The sequence below is a fragment of the Acrocarpospora catenulata genome (genome assembly GCF_018476525.1).
Classification (GTDB): Bacteria; Actinomycetota; Actinomycetes; order Streptosporangiales; family Streptosporangiaceae; genus Acrocarpospora; species Acrocarpospora catenulata.
Genome location: NZ_JAHCST010000013.1, coordinates 110,200 through 136,455 on the forward strand (window position 1 = coordinate 110,200; position 26,256 = coordinate 136,455).

Sequence of the window (26,256 nt, forward strand, 5' to 3'; positions counted from 1 at the left end):
TCCTTTCACACGTTGCGGCGGTACTGCCCGCCGATCTCGAAGAGTGCGTCGGTGATCTGGCCGAGCGAGCAGACCCTGGCCGCGTCCATCAGGGCTTCGAAGGCGTTCCCCTCGGACATCGCCGCCTGGCGGAGGCGGGCCAGCGCGGCGGGCGCCGCCCCGGCGTACGCGTCGTGGAAGCTCCGCAGCCGCGTCAGCTGGGACTGCTTCTCCACCTCCGTGCCGCGGGCCAGTTCCAGGCTGCCGTGGGCGACCTCGCCGTTGGGGTTGCGGAAGGTGTTGACGCCGATGATCGGCAGGGTGCCGTCGTGCTTGCGCTGCTCGTACAGCATGGACTCGTCCTGGATCTTGCCGCGCTGGTAGCCGGTCTCCATCGCGCCCAGGACGCCGCCCCGGCTGGAGATGCGCTCGAATTCGGTCAGTACGGCCTCCTCCACCAGGTCGGTCAGGTCGTCGATGATGAAGGAGCCCTGGAGGGGGTTCTCGTTCATCGCCAGGCCCCACTCGCGGTTGATGATGAGCTGGATGGCCATGGCGCGGCGTACCGACTCGGGCGAGGGGGTGGTGACGGCCTCGTCGAAGGCGTTGGTGTGCAGGCTGTTGCAGTTGTCGTAGATGGCGATCAGGGCCTGGAGGGTGGTGCGGATGTCGTTGAAGTCCATCTCCTGGGCGTGCAGGGAGCGGCCGGAGGTCTGGATGTGGTACTTGAGCTTCTGCGCCCGCTCGCTCGCGCCGTACCGTTCCCGCATGGCGACCGCCCAGATGCGGCGGGCGACGCGCCCGAGCACCGAGTATTCGGGGTCCATGCCGTTGGAGAAGAAGAACGACAGGTTCGGCGCGAAGTCGTCGACGTCCATGCCCCTGGCCAGGTAGGCCTCCACGTAGGTGAAGCCGTTGGCGAGGGTGAAGGCGAGCTGGCTGATCGGGTTGGCCCCGGCCTCGGCGATGTGGTAGCCGGAGATCGACACCGAGTAGAAGTTGCGTACGCCGTTGGCGATGAACCACTCCTGGATGTCGGCCATCATCCGCAGGCTGAACTCGGTGGAGAAGATGCAGGTGTTCTGCCCTTGGTCCTCTTTGAGGATGTCAGCCTGTACGGTGCCGCGCACGGTGGCCAGCGTACGGGCCCGCAGGTCGGCGGCCTCGGCCGGGGCGGGTTCCCGGCCGTGTGTCGCGCGGAACCGCTCGGCCGCCTGGTCGATGGCGGTGTTGAGGTAGAAGGCCAGGATGGTCGGCGCCGGGCCGTTGATGGTCATCGACACCGAGGTGTTCGGCGCGGCCAGGTCGAACCCGTCGAACAGCGCCTTCATGTCCTCGACGGTGGCGATCGACACCCCCGAAGTCCCGACTTTTCCGTAAATGTCGGGGCGCTCGGCGGGGTTGTTGCCGTACAGGGTGACCGAGTCGAACGCGGTGGAGAGCCGGGTCGCGTTCTGGCCCTGGGACAGCAGTTTGAAACGCCGGTTGGTGCGGAAGGCGTCGCCCTCGCCGGCGAACATCCGGGTCGGGTCCTCGTCGTCCCGTTTGAAGGGGAAGACCCCGGCGGTGAACGGGAACCTGCCGGGCAGGTTCTCGGTGCGGAGGAAGCGCAGCAGGTCGCCGTGGTCGGTGTGCCGTGGCAGGGCGACGCGGGGAATGCGGTTGCCCGACAGGGTCTCCCGCCACAGCGGGGTGCGCAGCTCGCGATCACGGACCTTGACCACCAGCTCGTCCGCCTCGTACGCGTCCCGGGTGGCCGACCAGTCCGCCAGCAACTCCTTGCTCTGCCGGTCGATGCCGGACTCGGCGCGGGCGACCAGGTCGTCCAGCACCGCGGTGTCCCCGTCGGCGGCGGCGACCGCATCCCGGGCGAACAGGAGGCGCTGGTGGCTGCGAGCCGCCTCGGCCTGTGTGTCGGTGTGCGTGTGGTAGTCGCGGACCACCTCTGCGATCTCGGCCAGATAGCGCGCCCGGCCCGCCGGCAGCACCGCCGTGGCGACCGTCGAAGTGGTCGCCGCCACCGCCGGCAGCAGCGCGGGCCCGGCAGGCAGGCCACGCTCATGGAGCAGGTCGCGAAGGCGCTGGTAGAGCGCGGTCACGCCGTCGTCGTTGAAGCGGGAGGCGATCGTCCCGTACACGGGCATCCGCTCCGGCGGCACGCCGAACGCCTCCCGGTTGCGGACCAGCTGGCGGCGGACGTCGCGGAGCGCGTCCTCCGCGCCCCTGCGCTCGAACTTGTTGATCGCCACCACGTCGGCGAAGTCGAGCATGTCGATCTTTTCCAGCTGGGAGGCCGCACCGAACTCGGGGGTCATCACGTAGAGCGAGACGTCCGCGTACGGCACGATCGCGGCGTCCCCCTGACCGATGCCCGGCGTCTCCACGATCACCAGGTCGTGCCCGGCGGCGCGGCAGGCGGCGATCACGTCGCCGAGGCAGGGCGGCAGTTCCTGGGCGCCCCTGGTGGCCAGGGAGCGGAAGTAGACGCCGCCCCCGGCCAGGCTGTTCATCCGGATCCGGTCGCCGAGCAGCGCTCCCCCGCCCCGCCGCCGGGTCGGGTCGACGGCGATCACCGCGACCCGGAGCTTGTCCTCGTAGTCGAGCCTGATCCGGCGGAGCAGTTCGTCGGTGAGGGAGGACTTGCCGGAGCCGCCGGTGCCGGTGATGCCGAGCACCGGGACGGTCCTGGCGGAGGCGGCGGCGTGCAGTTTCGCCAGCCATTCCTGGTCCGCGGCGCCGGACTCCACCAGAGTGACGGCCCGGGCCAGGGCCCGCTGGTCCCCTGCGGCCACCGCGGCGACGGCGGGCGGTTCCCCGGTGCTCAGGTCCACGTCGCAGGCCCGCACGATCGTGTTGATCATCCCGGCCAGGCCGAGGCGCTGCCCGTCCTCCGGCGAGAAGACGCCCGCCACCCCGTGCGCGTGCAGCCGCTCGATCTCCTCGGGGACGATCACGCCGCCGCCCCCGCCGTACACCTTGACGTGACCGGCGCCGCGCTCGCGGAGCAGATCCACCAGATACGTGAAATATTCCACGTGCCCGCCCTGGTAGGAGCTGATCGCCACCCCCTGCACGTCCTCCTGGACGGCCGCGGTGACGACCTCCTCCACCGACCGGTTGTGCCCCAGGTGGATCACCTCGGCGCCCTGGGCCTGGAGGATGCGCCGCATGATGTTGATCGCCGCATCGTGACCGTCGAACAACGCCGCCGCGGTGACCACGCGGACCGGGTGCTGGGGAACGTGCATGGGGGTCCTCCGGGGGAATGGGTCAGCCACAGGTAAGTTACTTGGACGTCCAAGTAAATACTAGGACTTCCTAGTAGGTTGACCTACCGAAGGGGCCGCCACTGGCTGACCAGCGTGCGCAAGGCGGTGATCAACGCGATCGGCTGGTCGAGCATGATGTGGTGACCCGCGTCCGGAACCAGGGTGACCGGTACCGATCCGCCGAGCCGCCGCGCCGTGTCCAGCGTCCGGTCCATCGTGGTCAGCCCCCGTTCGCCGAGCATCAGCGCGGTGGCACAGGACACCCTGGCGATCTGCTCCGGCCGCATCCGGGACCTCAGGAATATCTTGGGGTCGAACTTCCAGGTCCAGCCGCCCTCGGTCGGCCTGATCGATCCGGCCGCGATGTGGTCGCGGATGTAGGGGATCCCCGCTGGGTCCTCCGGGAGAGTTCGGAACCGTTGCAGGATCTTCTCGCGGGTGGGATAGACCTTGAGGACGGGAACGCCGCCGTTGTAGTCGTCCTCGGGTCGCCGCCAGGCCGCCGCCTCGTTCGGGATCTCCTTGATGGCCGAGTCGATCGCCACCGCACCCCGGAGCAGGTGGTCGAAGCGGATGGCGGCGGTCAGTGTCACGAAACCGCCCATACTGTGCCCGATGAGGATGGGCGCCGGATCGCCGGGGCCCTCCGCGGCCGCCACCGCCATCACCTCGTCGGCCCACAGCTCCAGCGAGTACGAGGAACGCCGGCCGCTGTCGCCGTGTCCGGACAGGTCCAGCGCGACGACCCGCTGGTCACCGGCGAGATGGGGACCGATGTGATCCCACCAGCCCATGTGCGCGGCGCCACCGTGGACGAGCACGGTGACCGGCCGGCCGCTCTCCCCCCACGCCTTGTAGTGGATCGGGCAGCCGGCCACCTCCACGGTCCCGGCGTCGAAGGGGGCGGCCAGCGCCGACGAGAACCAGACGGGAGAACCGGTCATAGGTACAGGTCCCGCACTTCGGACATCCTCCCCCGCATCGCGGCGGCGCCGTCCACCACGACGAGCCGGCCGCGCCGCAGGACGGCGCAGCGGTCCGCGATGAGCATCGCCTTGTTGATCTGTTGTTCCACCAGCAGGACGGCCATCCCGTCGGCCCGGCAGGCCGCGGTCAGCACCTCGAAGATCCGGTCCACCAGCATGGGGGCCAGCCCGAGCGAGAGTTCGTCGGCGAGGAGCACGGCCGGTCGGCGGGCGATCGCGCGGGCGACCGCCAGCATCTGCTGCTGGCCCCCGGACAGCAGGCCGACGGTGCGTTTGAGGTGCGGTTTCAGTTCGGGGAAGTAGTCGAGCGCGGTGTCCGGGTCGCAGCCGCCGACCCGCAGGTTGTCGCGCACGCTCAGTCCCATGAAGACGCAGCGCTCCTGGGTGACGAAGGCGAGGCCGGCCCGGGCTCGTGCGTGGGTGGGCGAGGTCACGACGGACCCGCCGATCTCCACCGAGCCCGACCTGGGCGGCAGGACGCCCGCGAGCCCGAGCAGCGTGGTCGTCTTGCCCGCGCCGTTCGCGCCGAGCAGGGCGACGATCTCGCCACGCCGTACCTCCAGGGTCAGGTCCTGGACGCACACCACCTCCCCGTAGCCCACGCTCAGGCCGCGCGCCGCGATCGCCGGTGGCTGTTCCACGATGGTCACCTCGCATTCTCCGGTTCGGCCGTCTCCTCGCCCAGGTACGCCGCGACCACCTCCGGGTGCGTACGGACGTGCTGCGGGGCGCCGCCGGCGATGACCCGCCCGAAGTTGAGCGCGGTCACGGTGTCGCTGACCGACATGACCAGGTCGACGTCGTGTTCGATGAGCAGGATCGCCACGCCGTGCTGGTCGGCCAGGCGCCGGATCAGGGTGCGCAGTTCCTCGGTCTCGTGCACGTCGAGACCGGCGGCCGGTTCGTCGAGCAGGATCACGTCGGCGTCCATGGCCAGCGCGCGGGCGATCGCGACCAGGTGCCGTTTCCCGTACGACAGCTCGGGGATCCTGCTGCCGAGCACGTCCTCCAGCTCCAGCAGGCGGATCGCGTCCCAGGCGACCGCGCTGAGTTCGGTGTTCCGGGGCCAGACCGCGTCCCTGAGCGCGTTGGCCCGGACGTCCGCCTCCGCCGCGAGGCGGATGTTGTCGTACACGGTCAGGTCGTCGAACAGTTCCAGGCTCTGGAAGGACCTGCCGATCCCGGACCGGGAGCGGCGCCAGGCGGGGAGCCGGTCGAGCGCCGTGTCGCCGAGCCGTACCGAGCCGGTCTGGGGGCGGGCGAAGCCGCTGATCACGTCCAGCAGCGTCGTCTTGCCCGCGCCGTTGGGGCCGATCAGGCCGTGCACCGTGCCGGGCTCGACGCGCAGCGAGACGTCCCTGAGCACCTCTACCGCGCCGAACGTGATGCCGACGCCGCGCAGTTCCAGCGCACGCCGCGCCCGTGGCGGGGGCGCGGCTTTCCGGCTCGGAGCGGGCCGGACCTCGGCGGATACCGGACGGCGCCTGCGCCGCAGGTGCCCGGTGGTCTCCTTGGCGACGGCGACGAAACCGTCAGGGTTGATGATGATCATCACGAGCAGGATCAGCCCGGCGAGCAGCGGCAGCCAGTGGAACTGGTCGCTGTAGACGGCGGCGATGATCTGGTTGGCGATGCCGCCCCCGGCGAGCGTGGTGCCGATCAGCGGGCCCGCGATGAAGCCGACGCCGCCGATGACCGACCAGGCCAGCTGGTTGACCGAGTCGAGGATGGCGAAATTGGTGTAGGTCACGGCGGTGGAGCGGAACGCGATGAGCACGCCGCCGACGGCCGCGACGAACGACGAGATCAGGAACGCCGTGGTCTTGGCGCCGTTGACGCTGATGCCGATGGACGCGGCGGCCCGTTCGTTGCCGCGCACGGCGATGAGCCTGCGCCCGGACTGGCTGCGCCGCAGGTTGGCGATGGCCAGGGCGAACAGTGCCGTGATCACGATGACGAGGGTCAGGTAGCGCCTCGGGTCGATCAGCGCCGCCAGGTCGACACCGAAGATCGTCGGGCTCTGGACGGTGACCACGTCGGTGCGGATGAACAGGGTCTCGAAGAGGAGCACGTTGAATCCGAGGGTGAGGATCGCGAGGCTGGCGCCCCGCATCCGGCGGGCGGTCAGCGCGAGCAGGTAGCCGACCGGAAGCGCGCCCAGGCCGCCGACCAGCAGCAGGACCGGGAACGGCAGGTCGATCCTGACCGCCACCTCGACGGCCACCACCGCGCCCACCCCGGCCAGGGCGAACTGTGCCAGGGACAGCTGGCCCGCGTACCCGGTCACCACCACGACGGACAGCATCGGCAGCGCGAGCAGGAGGCTGGTCAGCGCCGCCATGTTCCAGGCCGGGGTGAACACGCTCCACACCAGCAGCAGCGCGACGGCGACCGCGACGAGCACCCATGGCGGGCGGATGCGGCCGGTGCCGAGTGAGGGCATGCGGAAGCCGACGAAGCCGCGCGACGGGATGGCCTGGCCGCGGACGATCATCAGGATCACCAGGAGGGCGAAGGTGACCATCGTGCCGACGCCGCTCAGGTCGATGTGGGCGGTCGCCTCGGCCCGGGCGACGCCGACCGCCAGCCCGCCGACCATGGTGAGCGGGAAGGAGATGAGACCGCCGCCGAGGGCGGCCGCCAGGACCGGTACCAGGAGGCTGACGAACGACACCAGGCTCAGGCCGCTGATCGGGGCGATCAGGGCCCCGGCCAGCCCGGCCAGCGCGCCGCCGAGGAACCAGTTGCCCAGTGCGATCCGCCCCGCGTCGTGCCCGAGGGCGGCCCCGGCGAGCGGGTTCTCGGCGACGGCGGCCACCACCGCGCCGAAGACGGTCTTCTTGTAGAGCAGCCAGAGCCCCAGCGTCACGACGATGCCGATGACCACGAGCAGCAGCCGGTCGACCCCGATGGAGCGGCCGTCCCAGAGCGGCACGGGTCCGGTGGGCAGCACCGAGGGCACGTTCCGCGACTCGCTGCCGAAGCCGACCAGGAGGGCCGACTGGATGACCACCAGCACGCCCACCGCCCCAATGATCTTCGTGAGCGGGGAGGCGGTCCGCAGCGGGCGCATGACGAGCAGCTGGACCAGGACACCGCTGACCGCGGCGCTCAGGACCGCCAGGACGAGCGCCGGCACAGGCGGCCAGGAGAGTGTGGCCAGGTAGTAGACATACGCGCCGAGGCACGCCTGGGAGGTGTGGGCCAGGTTGAGCACGCCGGTGCCGCGGTAGATGACCACGAGGCCCAGGGCGAGCAGACCGATGACGGCGCCGGGGCCGAAGCCGAGCAGACCGTAGAAGAGGATGTCGCTCACCAGCAACTCCTTCCGCCGCGCGCCGCCGCCGGGCGGCGGCACGCGGCTGCCGTCACTTACCTACTGCCGGGCAAAGGGGTCGAAGGCGTCGAGCGGCTGGTACTTCCCATCGGTGATCTTGCTGGGGAAGCAGAGCGTGGACGCGATGCGCGGGTACTCGGCCAGCGGTCCCGGCTTGTCGAACGAGAGCGCGTCGATCCAGTAGAACTTCATGTCGCTGACCGCGCTCATCGCCCGCAGCACCGACTCGCGGGTGACGGGCCCGTCGATCTTCTTGGCGACCTCGGCGAACAGGTGCACGGAGAGCCAGGCGCGCATGCCCACCCCGGCGATCACCTTCTCGTCGGGGGCGTACGCCGCCATGGCCTCGCGGTAGGCCTTGCCGGTCGGGTTGGACGCCTCGGTCGACGGGATGCCGTTGACCGTGTAGTTGCCCTCGGTCGCGTTCTTGCCGGCCTGGTCGATCAGCGACTGCGAGACGCCGCCGTCGCTCATCACGGTCTTGAGCTTCGAGCCGGAGGATTCGAGCGCCTTCCAGAGGGCGAGATTGTTGTTGACCGACATGCCGGACAGGATCACCTCGGCGCCGGCGTCCTCGGCCTGGGCGACGAACTGGGTGTAGTCCACGGCGTCGACCGGCACGTTGACGGTCTTCACGATCTGCACCCCCGCCCGTTCCGCGCCGGACTTGAAGTAGGAGTCGATGGACGCGGCCGCGGCCGAGTCGAGCAGGAAGGACGCGGCCTTCGTCGCGTTCAGGTACTTCCGCGCCACCGCCGGCATCGCGCTGTAGCCGGGGACCCCGAGATCGAACACGAAGTTGGCCATGCTCTGGCCGTCGTTCGGGGTGACGGCGTCCAGGCCGATGTTGGCGATCTTCCCGGCCTCGGTGATCGGGTTGACCTGGGGGCCGAAGAGGCTGAAGCCGCCGACCATGGCGACGAACTTCTGGTCCTGTACGGCCTGCTGTGCGCACTTGATGGCGGTGTTCGGGTCGCCCGCCTCGTTGCAGGTCGTGAGGACCAGCTTGCGGCCGTTGATGCCACCGGCGGCGTTGATCTGCGCGACCGCGGCCTTGGCCGAGGTCTCGGTCATGGGCAGTGAGGTCGTCGCGGACTGGACTTCGGTGAGCTGGAAGAGCTCGATGGGCCCGGTGGCATCTCCACCGGTGTCGGAGCCGCCGGTCGAGCCGCAGCCCGCCAGCACCAGCACGCCGACGGAGGCGACTGCGAATACGCATAGTTTCCTCACGGGATCTCCTTACAACGGGGCGCGCCCGCGGACTCACCCCACTTTGTGGAGCGTCGTCCTTGCTTTGTAACACTGTTTCTCGAAACAGCGTCCCCAGATTGTGACACCGTTACAGACAGGTGTCCAGACCCGTACGTGACCTGCCTCACGCGGTCCATCAGGGGATGTGAAAAGGGCATGGCGACGCCGGGGCACGTGGCCCCGGCGTCGGATCAGTGGTGGAGAAGCTCCATGGCGCGCGTCAGTAGCGCGGGCACCGAGTCGGCGAAATGCTCCCAGGTCGCGTCCACCCGGTAGCCCTTGCGGTGCAGGCGGAGATAGTGGCACGTGCCGGAGACGAGCCGGAATCCGGCGAACGCCCGGTACCAGTTCGCGTCTGAGGGCCAGTCCGGCTCCTCGGCGGCGGGGCCACCCGCCTCGGCATACCAATGCAGCAGGTCGTCAGGGGTGGGATGCCACCCCATCGACCTGCGCTGCGAGTCTGCCCACGACGGCGGGTCGTACATCATGCAGAGCCAGCCGACGTCGGCGCCCACCGGCCCCAGGCAGGAGGTCTCCCAGTCCAGGACGGCCGCGATCCGGTCGTCGTGGCCGACGATCCAGTTGTTGGAGTAGAAGTCGTTGTGCAGCAGGCCGATCCGCGGCGCGCGCGGGAGCCGGTCGAGCAGGGCCTGCCGGAGGGCCAGGCCGTGGTCGAGCCAGCTCGGGTCCTCGGCCCTGCGCAGCGCGGGCACCAGGTAGTCGATCATCGTGGTCAGGTCGCGCGGGCGGTCCCACCACCGCAGCGACCGGCAGTCGACCCGGTGGACGGCCGCGAGGACCCGGACCGCGTCGCGGAAGACGGCGGTCACGTCGAAATCGCCGGCCGGGGCGGCGCCCGGCACGAACAGGTCGCCGATCGACCGGCCCTCGACGAAGTCGACCACCAGGTACTCGGCGCCGAACCGGGTGCCGTCCCTGTTCCACGCGCGCACCGCCGGCACGGGCACCCCGCCCTCGGCCGCCGCCGTCAGCACCGGCGCCTGGCGGACCACGTCGGCGCCTTCGGAGCCGCGCACCCCCGGCGGGGCGAACCGGATGACGAACCGCCGTTCAGCCGGGTGGACGGTGAAGACGTAGGAGATCCCGGAGTGCCCGGGGAGGCGGCGCACGCCGGACACCTCGGCGTCGGCGTACAGCTCGGCGCGGGCCCACTCCGTCAGGCGGCGGGTCACCTCGTCCGGGTCGAGGAAGACCGCGCTCACGCGCCCAGCCGGGAGTAGGAGTACAGCCCGGCGACCGTCCGGCCGGGAGCCAGTTCGTAGCGGGTCACCGACTCGTACCCGCCCGACCAGCTGCGTTCGGGGTCGCCGTAGCCGACGGCCGAGTACGGCGCGGCGGCGCGGGCCTCGACCGTGCGGCCCAGCCTGTCCGTCACCACCAGCCGGCCGCCGAGCGGGACGCCGTGGTCGTCGTACGCCATGCCGTCGCCGACGTCCGCGACCTCCGACGTCTCCCCGCCGACGGTGAGGTGGCCCAGATACTGGGTCAGGTCCGGCTCCCGGAGCCGGAACAGCGACAGCTGGTCGGCGGCGTCCGGCGAGCACCACGCCCAGTAGTCGAAGTCGGCGGCGGCCATCCGCTTGTAGTCCCGCGACCCCCAGGAGTGGTCGGAGTCGCCGACGCCGTCGATCGCCACGGTCCTGCCGCCGATCGTGACCGTGCCGGTGCCGAGGACGGCCTGGTGGTAGCGGTCCGTGCCCAGCCACGGCGGGCAGCCGTGCGCGGCGTCGCCGTAGAGCCAGAGCGGGTCGCGGGCGGCGAAGTCCAGGTCGATCAGGGCGCCCTCGCCGTCCGTGTAGCGGACGCTGTGGCGGTGACCGCCGCCGGTGGCGGTCAGGGCGATCTCCAGGCCGCCGAACGAGACGGCGTCGAAGTCCTCGCCGTACGACTGGTCCCCGGCCGCGTGAGCGACGAAGAGCCAGCGGTCGTCGCCGACCGAGCCGGTGATCGTCGCCTTTCCCTGGCGGGCCTGCCGGGTGAGGATCGGCTTGGGCCAGATCCCCTTGTACAGCGCGATGAGCGCCCGGGTGACGTTCTGGTTGGCGTAGGTCCAGAAGTAGATCCAGACACCGACGCCCGAGTCCGGGTCGCCAAGGTTGAAGTAGAGGCTCTCCCGGTAGTGCCGGTCGTCGTCGGCAGGGTGGTGGCGGAGCAGTTCAGGCCTCATGCGCGCCCCCGCCGCGCCAGGTGCTTGCCGAGCGAGGTGACGCCCTCCTCGTCGCGGAGGCTCACCTCCGCCACCAGCGCGCGGAGGGCGGCCATGTCCTTGGTCCGTTTGGGCAGCGTACGCGGCACCGCGTCCACCTTCACGTACAGGCGTGGCCGTTTCCAGCGTTCGAAGGCGGCGATGCAGTGCGCGTCGAGCCGTTCGGCGAGGGCCGGCTCGTCGAGGTCGAGGTCGTCGGCGGGCACCACGCAGGCGGCCGGGATCTCGCCGAAGCGTTCGTGCGGCACCCCGACGCAGGCGGCGTCCCGGACCAGCGGGCTGGCCTTGAGGACGTTCTCCACCTCGACCAGGGAGACCTTCTCCCCGCCGCAGTTGATGATGTCGTCGACCCGGCCGTGGATGTAGTACCAGCCGTCGGCGTCGAAGTAGGCCAGGTCGCGGGTGTGGAAGAAGCCGTCGGCGTCGAAGGCGGCCGCCGTACGCTCCGGGTCGTTGTAGTAGCCGGGCGACACCACGCCGCCCCTGATGCACACCTCGCCGGGGACGTCAGGCTCGGTGATGACCGCGCCCGTCTCCGGGTCCTTGAGGACGACCTCGCAGAACTCCCGCTGCGGCTTGCCGCAGGAGCCGGAGGGGATGTCGGCCTCGTCGCCGTACACCAGCGGCGCGCCGAGGACCAGCCACGGCATCGACTCGGTCAGGCCGTAGGTGTCGGTGACCCGCATGCCGCGGGCGCGCAGCGCCTCGCGCATCTCCTTGGGCACCTTCTCGCCGCCCAGTGAGCAGCTGATCCCGCGCAGGTCGACGTTCTCCCACTCGGGGTGCCGGAAGAGGTCGCGGACCATGGTCGGCACCCACGCCTTCATCCACGTCGGCCGGTAATGCTCGACCGCACGGACGAACTGGTCGACCCGCCAGCCGCCGGTGAGGATGTTGGTGGCGCCCAGCATCGCCCAGGTGACGGCGTCGTGGATGCCCCCGGAGTGGTAGAGGCTGATGAAGGAGAGGTTGCGCTCCCCGGACGTCATGCCCTGGTAGGAGGCGGTGAGCCGGGCGGACAGACCCAGAGTGCCGTGGGTGAACATGACGCCCTTGGAGACGCCCGAGGTCCCCCCGGTGTAGTTGATCGCCGCGAGCTGGTCCTCGGTGCGGGGCGTCACCCGACCGAGGCCGCGGTGGGCTTCGGCCAGTGGCCGCAGGTTGTGCCGGCCGTCGGCCCGCTCCTCGTCGCAGACCAGGATCAGCTCCAGGCAGGTGGCCGCGCGCAGCCGCTCCGCGGTCGGCAGGAAGGCGCTGGACACGACGATCGTCCGGGCCCGCATGCGCTCGATGTCGGCGACGAACTTCTCCTCGGCGAGTACGCGGTTGAACCCGGAGAAGACGGCGCCGACCTTGAGCACCCCGAAGAACGTGGCGACGTGCCAGGCGTCGTCCGGCATCAGCGTCACGACGATGTCGTCCTCGCCGACGCCGAGGTCCGCCAGGACGCCGGCGATCCGGTCCGCGCGGTCGGCCAGCTCCGCGTAGCCGACGGTGAGCCCCGAGTCGCACTCGATGAGCGCGGGGTGTTGCGGGCGCTCAGCGCGGGAGCGGTCGAGCCACCAGGCGAGATTCATCGCTCTCCCCTACCCGACGGGGGCGAAGTGGTCGATGTCGCGGATGGAGCCGGTGCGCTCCTGCGACCAGACGGCCCGTACCCGGGTGCCGCGCCGCAGCAGCGTCCGCGCGTTCTCCTGGTCCGACAGGTCGATCCCGGAGATCAGGTGGATGAAGAGCGTGTCGGTGCCGTCGAGCGCGATGGCGCCGATCGCGTACGGCGCCGGCGGGCCGCCCTGGAACGCGTGCTGCGCGATCGTGGCCGCCTCCAGGGTGCCGGTGGGCGGCACCTCGACCCAGGCGTCCATCGGCTCGTAACACGCCTCGCAGTACGCCTGCGGCGGCACATAGGTCTTGTCGCACGACCCGCAGGTGGTGCCGAGGATGACCCGGTCGTCGCGGAGCGAGACGAGGAACCGGCTCCACGCCCGGCCCAGGTTGACCTTGTAATCGATGTTCCAGTTGACGCTGTGGACGAGCGACTCCGTCATGCCTTACTCCGTCTTCTCAAGGATGGCGAGGGTGTGGAACTGCCACCAGGCGCTTCCCGTCGAGTGCGCCAGGCCCCGCCGGGCCTCGGCCACCTGCACACCGCCGGCCGCCTGGCCCATCAACTGGAGCGCGATGTAGGCGACGGGGGCGAGCTGCGCCGCGACACCGGGATTGGTGGAGTGCGGTCCACCGGACAGGTTGGTGGGCAGGTCGCCGTCCACGTGCAGGGATCCGTCGCGGACCAGGTGCGGCGCCTCGCCCCGGCCGCACATCCCCAGATCCTCCAGCAGGATCAGCTGCATCGGCGCGTATGGGGAGAAGATCTCCAGCACGTCCAGCTCCCGGCGGGGGTCCATGATCCCCGCGTCCTTGTAGATCCGGTCGGCGAGCAGGGCCAGCACCTCGCACGAGCTGAAGTCGTGGCGCCCGGTCCCGAGGTGGGTGTCGGCGACCGAGCCGTACGCGGCGATGCGGACCACCGGGTTGCGGTCCAGCCGCCGCGCGATCGTCTCGGTGGTGACGACCACGGCGGTGGCGCCGGAGGAGACGGGGCAGACCATGCCGAGGGTCAGCGGGGTGGTGATCGGCGTGGCGGCGGTCTCCGGCGGCAGCGGCTTGCGGATGTGCGCGTAGGGGTTCTTCGCGGCGTGCTCGCGCTGCTGCGCCGCGCACAGCTCCAGGACCTCGTCGGCGACGCCGTACCTGGACTGGTAGGCCGCCGCGAACATGCCGCCGACGTGGACGCCGTCGATGCCGAGCGGCTGCTCCATCGCGACCGGCAGGGCCGTGTTGATGACGGCCTGCAGGTCGACGGGACCGTCGAAGGTGGACGGGCCGACGCACAGCACCCGTTCGGCCTCGCCGCCGCGGACCAGGCTGGCCGCGAGGTTGAACACGCCGCCGCCGGTCGTGCCGCCGGTGTTGACGATGTAGACCGACGTGCCGGGGGCCAGGCCGAGGGCCGGGACGATGGTCCGGCCCGCGGTGCTGGTGGCCTCGAAGCCGTCGATGTTGCCCACCACGACGGCGTCGATCTCCGCGCGCCGCAGCCCGCTGTGCGCCAGCGCCCGGTCGACCGCCTCCTGGCAGAGCTCGGTCTTGGAGGCGGTCTGCCGTCCCGGGGATGTCGTGGCGGTCAGGCCGACGCCCGCGACCGCCGCATGGTTCCTCATGCCCGCTCCAATACCAGGACCGCCGAGGTGGCGGAGATCGGCCCCATCAGGTTGTCGGTCGCGTGCACGGCGGCCAGGGCCGGTCCGCCGGAGCCCAGGTTCTCCAGCGCGTCGACGGCCTTGAGCACGCGCAGCGCGCCGTTGGCGAGGCCCGGGTAGGAGCTGGTCGCCCCGCCGGTCCGGTTGACCCGCGGGTCGCCGTCGCCGTCCAGGCCGAGCGCGCGTTCGACGGGCGGCTGCAACGCGGGCGTCAGCGCGGTGGTCTCGATGACCTCCAGTTCGGCGGGGTCGGCGATCCCGCTTCTGGCGTACGCCTTGGTCGCGGCGGCTCGCGTCGCATCCGCCGGATCGGCGAGCCAGCCGGGCGCGGCGAGATGGCGCCCGGTGGCGGTGCCCCAGCCGCGGATCCACGCCCGGGTTCCCTTGGCCCGCCGGACGCGGGCCTCGCTGGCCAGGACGATCGCCACGACTCCGGGGCACTCGCCCGGCAGCATCAGCTCGGTGACCGGCCAGGCGAGGCCGGGCGCGGCGAGCACCTCCTCGGGGGTGACCTCGGTCCGCCGGTCCGACCAGGCGGTCTTCGCGCCCCGGCTGATGTCGGCGGCGGCGCGGCGGGCCATCTCCTCCCTGGTCATCTCGCCCCGGTCGATCGTGTGGGCGCTGTGCAGGGCGAGGGCGACACCGGCGGACATGCCCAGCGGCCGGGCGTGGTGGGCGTCGAAGGTGTAGTTGCTGATGGTCTCGGTGAAGCGGCGCAGCTCGGCGGCGTCGGCGGCCTGCTCGTGGTCGATCTCGGGGAGGCTGACCGCGACCACCATCGCGACCTCCGCCTGCCGGGCCCGGATGTTGGCCGCCGCCGCGACGACGGCGAGCGAGGAGTCGCCCTCGATGCGCGACTCGTCCTTGAGGTAGCCGCCGGCCGCCGGCACCAGGAGGCCGTTGGAGATCGCGCGGCCGTCGTAGAGGTCGAGCGAGCTGAGCATGGCCTGGTCGACGTCCTGGCCGCGCAGTCCCGCCTGGCGGAGCGCCGCGGAGCAGACCTGGAAGACGACCTCGTCGGCCTTGGGCGCAGGATGGTCGCGGCCGTACGCCGCGGCCACGCCCGCGATGGCGATTCTTTCCGTCACTCGTGTGCCTTCCTTCATCGGGTGAGTACGGCGACCACGCAGGCGTTGCCGTCCATGAGGCCGACCCCGCCGCCGAGCGTCTCGATCACCGCGGCGCGGGCGCCCTCCACCTGGCGTCCCGCGGCCTCGCCGCGCAGTTGCCACACCGCCTCGCAGGCCTGGGCCGCGCCGGTCGCCCCGACCGGATGGCCGCGGGAGAGCAGCCCACCGGACGGGTTGACCGGCTGTTTGCCGCCGAGCGCGGTGTGCCCGGTGTCCAGGAGGCGGGCCCCCTCCCCCACGGCGGCCAGACCGAGCGCCTCGGTGCTGACGATCTCGCCGATGGTGAAGGCGTCGTGCACCTCGAACAGGTCGGCGTCGGCCGGGCCGATTCCACTCCGCTCGTAGGCCCTGGCCGCGGTGTCGCGGGCCAGTTCGAACCCCCACACGTGTTCGCTGGTGTGGTCCCACAGCCCGCCGGTCGTGTACTCGGCGGCGGCCACCGCGACGTCCCTGGCGGTGCGCCGGCGCGGGCCGACCACCAGGGCGGCCGCCGCGTCCGACAGCGAGCAGCACTGGAGCAGGGTCAGCGGGTCGGAGATCATCCGGGAGGCGAGCACCTCATCGACGGTCACCCGGTTGCGGTACTGGGCCCTCGGGTTGCCCATGCCGTGCCCCTGGTTCTTCACGGCCACCTTCGCCAGTTGCTCGGCGGTGACCCCGTGGACGTCGAGGTAGCGGCGGGCCGCCATGGCGTACATGGCCGGGGTGGCGAGCCCGGAGCGGCCCTCGAAGTCCCGGGGTTCGGCGGGCAGCGCGCCCGCGAAGCGGGAGGTCAGGTGTTCCAGGCCCAGGACGAGGACGGTCTCGTGGCGCCCGCTCTCCACCGCGTGCTTGGCCTCCGCGAGCGCCGCGGCCGAGCTGGCGCAGGCGCTCTCCAGCGTGTGGACGGGCAGGCCGTGGATGCCGAGGCCGAGCAGGGCGCGGGCGGCCATGCCGGGCTCGCCGAAGACGTTGCCGACGTAGACCGCGTCGAACCGGCGCACCCCGGCGTCGGACATGGCCTCGCCGACGGCCTCCCAGGCGAGCGCGGCGGTGCTCCTGCCCGGCTGCTTGCCGAACGCGGACGAGCCGACGCCCCAGATGTGCGCGGTCATCGCGTGCTCACCGTGACGTCGCCGCCGGGTCCCGGCGCGGTCAGCCGTACCGGTGTGCCGACCGGCAGGTGCCGGTCGCCGCCGACGTGGGCCAGCACCCGCGGGCCGCCGTGGAGGTCCACATAGGCCACCACGTACGGCGCCGGCCGCCCGGGCACCGGGATGCGCAGAACGGTCGACGACCAGACCGTCCCGTCCGGGCCGAACCGGGCCGGCTCGACCGGGCCCTGGCAGCTCGGGCAGACGGCCACCGCGATGGCGACCGGGTAGGCGCAGGCGGCACAGCGGTAGCCGTCGACGCCGAACACGCCGTCCACCGGGGAGACCCGGGGCCGCGGGTCGACGGGGGCGGGCTCAGTTGATGGCACGGTCGGCGTCCTTCCAGTAGGCGGCCCGCAGCGCCTTCTTGTCGATCTTGCCGTACGGCGTCTCGGGGAACCCGCCGACGAACTCGAACCGCTTGGGCACCGCGTAGGCGGACAGACGCTCCCGGCACCATGCCTTCAGCTCGTCACCGGTGACCGCGTCCTCGGCGACGACCAGGGCCTGCACGGCCTCGCCCCAGTCCTCGTGCGGGACGCCGATCACCGCGGCGGCCCGGACCAGGGGATGCTTGGTGAGCACGTCCTCGACTTCGCGCGAGTAGACGTTCATGCCGCCGGTTATCACCATGTCGGCCTTCCGATCCTTGAGGTAGACGAACCCGTCGCCGTCCATCGCGCCGAGGTCGCCGGTCCTGATCCACCGGTCGCCGCCCGGCCCGGCGAGGAACTTCGCCGCCGTGGCGTCCGGGTCCTTGACGTAGGAGTGCATGAGGTACGGCGAGCGGAGGCAGATCTCTCCCGTCTCGCCGGTGGGCAGGTCGCGGCCCTCGTCGTCGACGATCCGCACGTCGACGAAGAACGACGCCCGGCCGCACGAGGCGAGCAGTCCCGGCCGGGCCGGGTCGTGGTCGCCCTTGGCGAGCCTGGTCCCCCAGTTGGGGCACTCGCTCTGGCCGTAGAGCTGGACGAAGACCGGGCCGAACACCGCCAGAGCCTCCGCCAGACGGCGTGGCGAGATGGGCGCCGCGCCGTAGACGACGGTGTCGAGGGCCAGCCCGGCCGCCCGGTCGCGTAGTTCGGGCGGGAGGGCGTCGAGGATGCGGTAGAGCATCGTCGGGACGAGGAAGGTCCAGGTCACCCCGGCGTGGCGCAGGCTGTGCACGGTGCGCCCGGCGTCGAAGGACTCGTGCAGCAGGATGGTCGCGCCGCGCAGCAGGCCGGTCTCGGCGAACGCCCCGGCGGCGTGCGACACCGGCGTCATCAGCAGCATCCGCTCCTGCCGCCGGATCTCGCCCTCGATGAGCTGGGCGAGGTGGAAGTCGCGGGTGCCCTGCTGGGTGGCGAGCACGCCCTTCGGCCGGCCGGTGGTGCCGCCGGTGAACTGTACGACGGCGGGCAGGTCCGGGTCGACGGGCGCGGCGATCGTCCGGTGGGGCCCGTTCTGGGCGGGAGCCTCCGGCAGGGGATCGGCCCCGTCGATGCCGGGCACCGTCTGAAGGACCGCGATGTCGAGGCCGTCGAGCGCCGCCTTCGCCTTCTCCGCGAGTCCCGGTCCGACGACGAGGACCTTGGCGTCGCCCAGTTCGAGCATGTAGCGGATGGTGGCCGGGGCGAGCACGGGGTTGACCGGCAGTTTGGCGGCGCCCAGCCGGGCCACCGCCACGGCGCAGACGAGGTACTCGGGGCAGTTCGGCAGCATCAGCGCGACCCGGTCGCCCGGCCCGACCCCGCGTGCGCGGAGCGCGTCGCAGACGTCGGCCGACCAGTGGTCGAGACCGCCGTAGGTGAGCGCGTGGGATCCGGGGCCGGAATCGGGCGTGTACTCGATGGCGACGTGCTCCCGGTGGAGCCGTAGCGACTTCTCCAAACCCTCGCCGAGGCTGCGCACTGATGGCCTCCACTCCTGAACTGGAAACAACGTTACAGTCATAACACACTGTTTCGCAATGGCCGTAATACCGGATTCATCCACGTGAAATGTGTGCGCAGACTAGCGCCGCTGGTCGAACCGGCGGCCCAGCAGCTCCGACACGATCCGGACTCGCTGCATGGTCGGCGTGCCGCCCGCGATGGCCCAGCCGTGCGCGTCGCGGTGCAACCGCTCGATCCCGTACTCCTCGGTGTAGCCGTTGCCGCCGTGCAGTTGCATGGCCAGGTCGGAGACACGCTTGGCCATCTCGTTGGCCGTGCACTTGGCGAGCGAGACCTCCAGCGATTCGGGCAGCTCCCCCGGCCGCAGGTTCCCCGCCGCCCGCTCGATCATCAGACGCGCCGCCCGCACCTGGAGGACCATGTCGGCGAGGACCAGCTGGACGCCCTGGAACTCGACGAGCGGCTTGCCGAACTGCTCGCGTTCCTGGACATAGCGCACCGACCTGTCCAGGGCGGCCTGGCCGATGGCCAGGCTCACGGTGGCGTTGCCGAGGCGCTCGACGGAGAACGCCGAGAAGAGCCGGGCGAAGCTGCCCGCCGGGACGACGAGGTTCTCGGGTGGAACCACCACGTCGTCGAAGTAGACGTCCGCCGACGGGATCCCGCGGAATCCCATCAGCCGCTCGGGCGCGCCGAAACTCACGCCCGCCATGTCGGCCTCGACGAGGAGCGCGCCGATGCCCTTGGCGCCGGGGGCGTCGGAAAGCCGCGCGTACACCAGGTACTGGTCGGCCTCGCCGCCGTTGGAGATCCAGCGCTTGGCGCCGTTGAGCACCCAGCCGTCGCCGGTGCGCCGGGCCGTGGTCTTCATGTCGGTCGCGGCCGAGCCGGCCTCGGGCTCGGACATGGCGACGGCCATGGTCTTCTCGCCCGAGATGATCGCCGGGAGCCACCGTCGCTTCTGCTCCTCGGTGGCCAGCAGGTTGACGGTCTGGGCCGGGCCGGTGTTGGCCTCGAAGATCTGGAACGCCGCCGGCCGGCACACCTTGGCGAACTCCTCGATGACCGCCAGCGCGTCGGTGAGCGGTGCTCCGGACCCGCCGAAACGCTCCTCGTGGGCGATCCCGAGGAAGCCGAGCTCGCCCAGCCTGCGCCGGTCCGCCGCCGGGACGGGCCGGCGCTGCTCGTCGAGTTCCGCGGCGATCGGCCCGTACACCTCCTGCGCCACCTTGGCCGCCAGTTCGCGGATCTCTCGGGTGTCCGTCCGGGGAGTCGTCATCGGTACCTCTGTTCTCGATCTCGACGTGAACCGGTCACGTTGATAACAACGTATCATCCGTGTAACGTTGTTACGCAAGACCTGAGCGCGTTGGGGACCGTAACAGCGGTTCGACTACGATGACGGCTCTTGCCGTGGACACCATCCCGCCGAGTGCCCAGAGGATCCACCATGACCAAAGAGGCCAAAGAGGCCAAAGAGACACCGCCCCGCTCAGCCCGGGCCGCGGTGACGGACTTCAAGCGAGGCCTGCTGCGCGAGGCCGCGAAGGAGGTCTTCTCGAAGAAGGGGATCCGCGACACCTCGGTCCGGGAGATCGCCAAGGCCGCCGGATACGCGACCAGCGCGATCTACACCCACTACGGCAGCGTCGAGGAACTGTACGGCGACATCGTGCGCGAGTCGCTCGAAATCCTCCTGGGCGAGATCCGGGCCCAACTCGCCGACGAGACCGGCGAGGGCCAGCGGGTGTCCCGGTGCGTACGGACCCTCTACCGCTACTACATCACCCGGCCGCGCGACTTCGAGCTGAGCTTCCACCTCTACGACGGAATCCGCCCGCACGGCCTCAACACCGAGCTCAACACCGAGCTCAACGCGGTGATGACCAGCGTGTTCCAGGCCATCGGCGAGGCGTTCGTGGCCGACGGCCTGGCCACCGAACAGGACGCGCTGGCCCGCTCGACCGAGGCCTCCACCTACGCCTTCGGCCTGCTGCTCATGTTCCACACCCGGCGGCTGTTCCTCCTCGACCAGGACGCCGACAGCCTGCTGGACCACTATCTCAACCAGGTGCAGTCGCAACCACGCCGCGAGTGAGGCAATGGACATCCACGATATTCACGACGTCGACGATCTGCCGTTCCACCAGCACCCCACCCCGCTGAACTACCCGGCGACCTCGGACGTGCACTTCAACGACGGCTACTACTTCGGCATGTTCGGCTCCGGGCTCTACGTCTCGTGCGGGCTCCGGCTCCACCCCAACATGAACGTGATGGACGGCTGGGCCGGCTACGCCCGCGACGGCGTCCAGACCACGGTGCGCCTGTCCCGCGCCCTCCGGCCGGCCTACTCCGAGCTGCGGCTGGGGCCGCTGAGCGTCGAGATCACCCGGCCGATGAAGGAGCTCACCCTCCGGCTCCAGGAGAGCGTGATCGGCCTCGCCTTCGACGTGACGCTGCACGCGCAGGCCGCCCCGTTCCTGGAGCAGCCCCACCAGCACCGCAAGTACGGCCACCTGATCAACGACGTCGTCCGCTACAGCCAGCACTGCGCGGCGACCGGCCACGTCGAGATCGACGGCGAGCGCACCGAGGTCGACGGGTGGCTCGCCGTCCGCGACCACTCCTGGGGGATCCGCTCGGCGATGGGCCCGAAGACGTGGCACGGCGGGCTGACGGAGCGGGCCGGGCACGAGGCCGACGAGCGCCGCTTCCGCCTCTGGGTGCACTTCGACATCGGCGGGTCGATCGGCTTCTTCCACACCCACGAGGGCGAGACCGGCGACACGCTGGACTTCGACGGCGCGCTGACCTCCCCCGACGGGACCACGGTCCGGCTCACCGCGCTCCGCCACCGGCTGGCGTACTTCGACGGCACCCGCAACATCTCCGGCGGGGAGATCGCCCTGCTGGACGAGCGGGGCAACTGGCACGAGTACCGGATCGAGCTGGACGGCACCCCGGTTGATCTCCAGGGATTCGGCTACCACTCGGGGTGGAGCGACGGCGGCAGCGCCGGTGTGTACCGCTCGGGAGTCCTCCACACCGAGCAGGACTCCTACCCGGCCGACCCGAAGCTCGGCCGCACCGGGCCACCCCATCTCGATGTCCGTAAGCGCCTGGGTCCGATCGAGTACCCCTGCCGCCTCGTCGCGGCGGACGGCGCCACCGGCCGCGCGCACGTGGAGCACCACCTGCTCGGCCGCTTCGAGCCGTATCTGGCCGCCTCGCTCACCCCGTGACGGTCAGAGCGCGTAGCCGCCGTCCACGTTCAGGCTCTGGCCCGAGATCCAGGCCGCGCGCGGCGACATGAGGAACGCCACCGCCTCCGCCACATCGGCCGCCGTGCCGAAGCGGCGGAGCGCGGCGTTGCGGCGGGCCGCGGCGAGGAACTCCTCGGTGTAGGCCCCCTGGGCCCGCAGCGACTCGAAGAGACCGTCCTCGATCACCCCGACGCCCACGCAGTTGGCCCGGACGCCGAACCGGCCCTCCTCCGCGGCGATCGCCCGGACCACCCCCTGGACGGCGGCCTTGGGCGCGACCGACAGGACGTCCTTGACCGAGTACCGGGCGAGCGCCGTCGTGGTGACCGCCACCACGGCGCCCCTGGTGCCGCGCAGATGCGCGATCAGCGGGCTGACCAGGTTGAAGAAGGCGACGGCGTCGCCGTCGAGCTGCGCGCGGAACTCCCGGGGGCTGATCGTCGAGAGATGCCGCATGGGCACCGGCGGGCCGGCGGCGTAGACCACGCCGTCCAGTTCCACCAAGGACGTCAGGTCCGCCACCGTCGAGGCCACCGCGTCCGCATCGGTCAGGTCGAGCTGTACCGTCCGCGCCGCCCGGCCCGCGGCGCGGACCCGCTCCGCGACGGCCTCGGCCGCCGCCCGGCCCGCGCGGTACGCGACGACGACGTCGCGCCCGTCGCGGGCCAGGCACTCGCACACCGCTCCCCCGATCGCCCCGGAACCGCCCGCGACCAGGACATGAGGCCCGCTCATGCCGACCACCGGTAGTCGTCCGGGTCGAAGCCGCGGGTCAGTCCCCAGTAGTCCACGATGCGCCACGGCGAGTTGGTGACCACGCGGCCGGCGGCGTTGCGGTACCAGTTGTCCATGCCCGGGTGGGTCCAGATCATCTGCTCGTGCAGCTCGTCGACGCGCGTGACGTACGCCGTCTCGACGCCGGGCTTGCACTCGGCCGACGTGGCGCCGCGCTCGCCCAGGGCCAGTACCGCGGCGGTGATGTAGCGCGCCTGGAACTCGGCCATCTGGATCCAGCTGCCGCCGTGGCCCAGGTTGGTGTTGGGCCCGCACATGAGGAACAGGTTCGGGAAGCCCGGCAGTGCCATGCCGAGGTAGGCGTGCGCGTCCTGCTCCCCCCAGACCTCGTGCAGTTCGACGCCGTCGCGCCCGCGTACCGCGACGGGGTGCAGCAGCTTGAGCGACTCGAATCCGGTGGCCAGGACCACGACGTCGACTTCGCGGCGCGCCCCGCCGGCGCCGACCACGGCGGTGGGCTCGATCGACGCCACCGAGTCGGCGACCAGTTCGACGTGCGGACGCCGGATGGCGTCGAACCACCCGTTGTCGAGGAGCATGCGCTTGCCGAACGGCGGATAGCCGGGCAGCGACTTCTCGATCAGGTCGTCCCGTCCGGCGAGCTTGGCGCGCAGGTAGCGCTCGAAGAACCGGCGGTGGCCCTCGTTGACCACGTTGATCGAGCGGTCCTGGTGGGCCCATTCGGGGTCGCGGCGGAGCGACGGGTGCACCTTGTCGTTGTAGATCCAGGCGAGCCGGGCCCGGTACCAGAAGCGGTAGTGCGGCGACTCGCGGAGCAGCTCCCGCTTGCTGTCGGTGAAGTCGGCGAAGTAGACCGGATTCGGCGCGATCCACTGGGGAGACCGCTGGAAGACGACGATCGAGCCGGCCGTGTCCACGATGTTCGGCACGACCTGCATCGCGCTCGCGCCGGTGCCCACGACGGCGACCCGCCGCCCGGTCAGGTCCAGGTCGCCCGGCCACCGCGCGGAGTGGAACATGGCGCCGGTGAAGGTGTCCGCCCCCGGGATCCGCGGGATCTTCGGGATGTTGAGCTGCCCGGTGGCGCCCACGACGACCCGCGCGGTGCGGGTGGTCGTCCTGCCCACGCCGTCCCGCATCGTGATCCGCCAGACCTGGGCTCCGGAGTCCCAGTCGAGCGAGGTGACCTCCCGCCCAAGGATCACGCTCGGCCGCAGGCCGAGGTCGTCGGTCATCCGCTGCAGGTAGGCGACCACCTCGTCGCGCTTGGCGAAGTACCGCGACCAGTCGTAGCGGTAGTACGAGTGCGAGTAGAGGTGGCTCGGGGTGTCGACGCCGCAGCCGGGGTAGGTGTTGTCGCGCCAGCAGCCGCCGACGTCGTCGGCCTTCTCGACCAGCACGTGGTCGATGCCCGCCCGGCCCAGTTCGTACGCGAGGGTCAGGCCCGACACTCCGGCGCCGATGACGAGCACCGTCGAGTGCTCGCCCGTCACCCGCGGCGCCTGGCCGGGCGGCACGGTGGCCGCGTCGCGCTCGGCCAGGAGCATCGCGGCGTACTCGATGGGGACCTCCTCCCCCATGCAGACCGAGAGCATGGTGGAGACGGTCGCGGTGCCGGGCGACGGGATGGCCGGGGCCTCGCCGGCCGCCATCCGCGCCAGGCAGCGCGCGGCCTCGGCCCGGATCTCCGCCTGGATCTCCGGTGGCAGGCCGCCGTCGTCGTGCTCCTCCATCCCGGGTGACCGGGTGGGCGCGTAGGGCGCCGCCAGCCAGCGGCCGTCGCCGGTGAACTGAAAAACGATCATGAGCAGCGCCGGGACGTTGGCGTCGCCGACGAGCCGGGCCCAACGGTCAGATTGCGCCATCGGCGTCCCCTTTCGACAGGAGTTCGAGGGCGCGGTCGAGCAGGTGCGGGAAGGACTGTCCCGCGTCCTCCCACATCGGGTCGTGGCGCCGCCCTCGACGGTGCAGGTCCAGGTAGTAGGCGGTGCCGCAGGCCAGGCGGTAGCCCGCCAGGGCGCGGAACCAGGTGAGGTCGGGAACGGGTCCGCCGGACAGCTCCTCGTACCAGCCGACGAGCTCGGCGGGTGTCGGATGCCAGCCCATCGCCGGACGGCGGATCGGGCTCCACGACGCGGGGTCGTAGATCATGCAGAGCCAGCCGACGTCCATGGTCCGCTGGCCGAGGAAGCTGCTCTCCCAGTCGAGCACCCCGTGGAGCTCGGACGGGCCGACGATCCAGTTGTTGGAGTAGAAGTCGTTGTGCACCACGCCCGGGGCGCGCTCGGGTGGCATCTCCCTGAGCAGGGCGTCCCGCACCCGCAGGCCGTGGTCGATCCAGGCCCGGTCGGGGGCGGTCTGGAGGGGGCGGGTGGAGGCGTCCACCACGTCGGCCAGGCTCTTCGCCCGGCCCCAGCCGGACAACCGCGGCCCGGCGTCGATCGCGTGCATGCGGACCAGCGCGCCGACCGCGCTGCGGAAGACCGCCGCCACGTCCACGTCGTGATCCGGCGCGGTGGCCGCGAGGTCGAAGATGTCGGGCAGGGTGAACCCCGCCACGAACTCGACCACGGTGGCGGATCCGCCGAACCAGTCCGGCGCGCCGCTCCACCAGCGCACGCCCGGCACCGGCACACCACAGGCGGCCATCGACGTGAGCCGGGGAACGACCCGGGTCGCGTCCGCGTGGGATCCGCTCCGCGCCCCGGGCGCGGAGACCCGGAGCACCAGCCGCTCCGGCGCGCGGCCGGATGACACCTGGAACGCGTACGAGTGACCCGAATGCCCAGGTAGGGGGCGGACGTCGTCAACCACGGCGTCCCGGTGGACGAACGCCCGCGCCCACGCGGCGAGGCGTTCGGCGACCGCCGACACCTCATGTAGGTCGAGCTCGGACACGGAACTCCCTTCCGGATCAGCCACGTTGCGCGACCTACCGTAACACTGTACTTTCAATGTAACACCGTTACCCCGCCCGGAAGGAACATCGTGACAGTCGTCTACGAGAAGAAGGACGGGATCGCCTACGTCCGGATGAACCGCCCGGAGGTCAAGAACGCGATCGACCCCGCGATGGACGACGCCATGTGGGAGATCTTCAACGACTTCAAGGACGACGACTCGGTCGGCGTGGCGATCCTCACCGGCACCGGCGACAGCTTCTGCGCGGGAGCCGACCTCAAGAAGTTCATCCCCTCCTGGGTGGGCGCGACCCCGTGGGACGTGCGCCAGCGCGTCACCCGCGGCCTCGGCGGCATCACCCGCGGCATCCACGACTTCTACAAGCCCGTCATCGGCGCCATCAACGGCTGGGCGCTGGCCGGCGGCCTGGAGATCGCGCTGGCCTGCGACATCCGCATCGCGGCCGCCTCGGCCAGGTTCGGCTCGTACGAGCCGCGGCGCGGCTACCACCACGGCGACGGCGGCATCGTCCGGCTCGTCAACATCTGCGGCGTCGGCGCCGCCCTGGAGATGCTGCTCACCGCCGACCCCATCGACGCGGAACGGGCCCTCCAGATGAACATGGTCTCGAAGGTGGTGCCGGACGACGAGCTGATCGCGGCGGCCGAGGCGACGGCCAGGAGCATCCTCCGCAACGACCAGTCCGCCGTGCGGTTCGCCAAGGAGACGATCCTCTCGATGGTCGGCAAGTCGCTTGAGGACCAGCTCCGGCTGGAGGCCCTGTACGGCTACTCGATCATCGCCAACCCCACCACCAGCGGGCGCCTCCAGCAGTTCTACGACCGGACCGACCAGGACCGGCAGCCCGCCTCGTGACCCGCCCG

General features: G+C 71.2%; 21 protein-coding genes. 3 read left to right on the forward strand and 18 right to left on the reverse strand.

Features of this window, described 5'->3' with window-relative positions:
• Positions 1-5: 5 nt before the first annotated feature.
• The 15 genes from icmF to KIP79_RS16235 form a co-directional block, all read right to left on the reverse strand.
• A complete protein-coding gene (gene icmF, locus KIP79_RS16165; protein WP_214105630.1) occupies positions 6-3,227 on the reverse strand; it encodes a fused isobutyryl-CoA mutase/GTPase IcmF in 3,222 nt (1,073 codons plus the stop codon).
• 83 nt (positions 3,228-3,310) lie between these two features.
• Positions 3,311-4,192 (reverse strand): alpha/beta fold hydrolase, encoded by an 882-nt coding sequence (locus KIP79_RS16170; protein WP_214105631.1) that lies wholly within the window; start codon positions 4,190-4,192, stop codon positions 3,311-3,313.
• Positions 4,189-4,875, reverse strand: a complete 687-nt coding sequence (locus tag KIP79_RS16175; protein ID WP_214105632.1) for an ABC transporter ATP-binding protein — start codon at positions 4,873-4,875, stop codon at positions 4,189-4,191. The genes KIP79_RS16170 and KIP79_RS16175 overlap by 4 nt, the downstream gene beginning before the upstream one ends.
• A gap of 5 nt (positions 4,876-4,880) precedes the next feature.
• On the reverse strand, positions 4,881-7,550 hold the full coding sequence (locus tag KIP79_RS16180) for a branched-chain amino acid ABC transporter permease/ATP-binding protein (protein WP_214105633.1): 2,670 nt from the start codon (positions 7,548-7,550) through the stop codon (positions 4,881-4,883).
• 60 nt (positions 7,551-7,610) lie between these two features.
• Positions 7,611-8,801: an ABC transporter substrate-binding protein gene (locus KIP79_RS16185; protein ID WP_214105634.1), complete on the reverse strand. Its 1,191-nt coding sequence runs from the start codon at positions 8,799-8,801 to the stop codon at positions 7,611-7,613.
• Between the two features lie 212 nt (positions 8,802-9,013).
• Positions 9,014-10,045, reverse strand: a complete 1,032-nt coding sequence (locus tag KIP79_RS16190; protein ID WP_214105635.1) for a phosphotransferase family protein — start codon at positions 10,043-10,045, stop codon at positions 9,014-9,016.
• Positions 10,042-11,010 carry a DUF7064 domain-containing protein gene (locus tag KIP79_RS16195; RefSeq protein WP_214105636.1) on the reverse strand — a complete coding sequence of 323 codons (969 nt, stop codon included), beginning with the start codon at positions 11,008-11,010 and terminating at the stop codon, positions 10,042-10,044. Before KIP79_RS16195 ends, KIP79_RS16190 begins: the two co-directional genes overlap by 4 nt.
• Entirely contained in the window at positions 11,007-12,626 is a 1,620-nt protein-coding gene (locus KIP79_RS16200; RefSeq protein WP_214105637.1) for a class I adenylate-forming enzyme family protein, read from the reverse strand. The genes KIP79_RS16195 and KIP79_RS16200 overlap by 4 nt, the downstream gene beginning before the upstream one ends.
• Before the next feature lie 9 nt (positions 12,627-12,635).
• Positions 12,636-13,097 carry a Zn-ribbon domain-containing OB-fold protein gene (locus KIP79_RS16205; protein WP_214105638.1) on the reverse strand — a complete coding sequence of 154 codons (462 nt, stop codon included), beginning with the start codon at positions 13,095-13,097 and terminating at the stop codon, positions 12,636-12,638.
• Between the two features lie 3 nt (positions 13,098-13,100).
• Positions 13,101-14,270 (reverse strand): thiolase family protein, encoded by a 1,170-nt coding sequence (locus KIP79_RS16210; RefSeq protein ID WP_214105639.1) that lies wholly within the window; start codon positions 14,268-14,270, stop codon positions 13,101-13,103.
• Positions 14,267-15,397, reverse strand: coding sequence for a hypothetical protein (locus tag KIP79_RS16215; protein ID WP_214105640.1), 1,131 nt, complete (start codon positions 15,395-15,397; stop codon positions 14,267-14,269). The genes KIP79_RS16210 and KIP79_RS16215 overlap by 4 nt, the downstream gene beginning before the upstream one ends.
• 14 nt (positions 15,398-15,411) lie before the next feature.
• Positions 15,412-16,533, reverse strand: coding sequence for a thiolase family protein (locus tag KIP79_RS16220; RefSeq protein WP_214105641.1), 1,122 nt, complete (start codon positions 16,531-16,533; stop codon positions 15,412-15,414).
• Entirely contained in the window at positions 16,530-16,901 is a 372-nt protein-coding gene (locus tag KIP79_RS49465) for a Zn-ribbon domain-containing OB-fold protein (protein WP_214105642.1), read from the reverse strand. The genes KIP79_RS16220 and KIP79_RS49465 overlap by 4 nt, the downstream gene beginning before the upstream one ends.
• Positions 16,888-18,465, reverse strand: a complete 1,578-nt coding sequence (locus tag KIP79_RS16230) for an AMP-binding protein (protein WP_214105643.1) — start codon at positions 18,463-18,465, stop codon at positions 16,888-16,890. Before KIP79_RS16230 ends, KIP79_RS49465 begins: the two co-directional genes overlap by 14 nt.
• A 102-nt stretch (positions 18,466-18,567) precedes the next feature.
• Complete coding sequence (locus KIP79_RS16235) at positions 18,568-19,728, reverse strand: acyl-CoA dehydrogenase family protein (RefSeq protein WP_214105644.1); 1,161 nt, start codon at positions 19,726-19,728, stop codon at positions 18,568-18,570.
• Positions 19,729-19,899: 171 nt separating this feature from the next.
• Here KIP79_RS16235 and KIP79_RS16240 point away from each other — a divergent pair, with 171 nt between their 5' ends.
• Both KIP79_RS16240 and KIP79_RS16245 read left to right on the forward strand, forming a co-directional pair.
• Positions 19,900-20,547 carry a TetR/AcrR family transcriptional regulator gene (locus tag KIP79_RS16240; RefSeq protein ID WP_214105645.1) on the forward strand — a complete coding sequence of 216 codons (648 nt, stop codon included), beginning with the start codon at positions 19,900-19,902 and terminating at the stop codon, positions 20,545-20,547.
• Between the two features lie 4 nt (positions 20,548-20,551).
• A complete protein-coding gene (locus tag KIP79_RS16245; RefSeq protein ID WP_214105646.1) occupies positions 20,552-21,694 on the forward strand; it encodes an Rv3169 family protein in 1,143 nt (380 codons plus the stop codon).
• 3 nt (positions 21,695-21,697) lie between these two features.
• Here the strand turns inward: KIP79_RS16245 and KIP79_RS16250 are convergent, their stop codons facing one another.
• Genes KIP79_RS16250 through KIP79_RS16260 form a run of 3 tightly spaced genes read right to left on the reverse strand, consistent with a single transcriptional unit; the run spans position 21,698 to position 25,369 of the window.
• A complete protein-coding gene (locus KIP79_RS16250; protein ID WP_214105647.1) occupies positions 21,698-22,450 on the reverse strand; it encodes an SDR family NAD(P)-dependent oxidoreductase in 753 nt (250 codons plus the stop codon).
• Positions 22,447-24,336 carry a flavin-containing monooxygenase gene (locus KIP79_RS16255; protein ID WP_214105648.1) on the reverse strand — a complete coding sequence of 630 codons (1,890 nt, stop codon included), beginning with the start codon at positions 24,334-24,336 and terminating at the stop codon, positions 22,447-22,449. The genes KIP79_RS16250 and KIP79_RS16255 overlap by 4 nt, the downstream gene beginning before the upstream one ends.
• A complete protein-coding gene (locus KIP79_RS16260; protein ID WP_214105649.1) occupies positions 24,323-25,369 on the reverse strand; it encodes a phosphotransferase family protein in 1,047 nt (348 codons plus the stop codon). The genes KIP79_RS16255 and KIP79_RS16260 overlap by 14 nt, the downstream gene beginning before the upstream one ends.
• 90 nt (positions 25,370-25,459) lie before the next feature.
• On the opposite strand from KIP79_RS16260, the gene KIP79_RS16265 reads away from it, so the two are divergent.
• Positions 25,460-26,248 carry an enoyl-CoA hydratase/isomerase family protein gene (locus KIP79_RS16265; protein ID WP_214105650.1) on the forward strand — a complete coding sequence of 263 codons (789 nt, stop codon included), beginning with the start codon at positions 25,460-25,462 and terminating at the stop codon, positions 26,246-26,248.
• Positions 26,249-26,256: the final 8 nt, after the last annotated feature.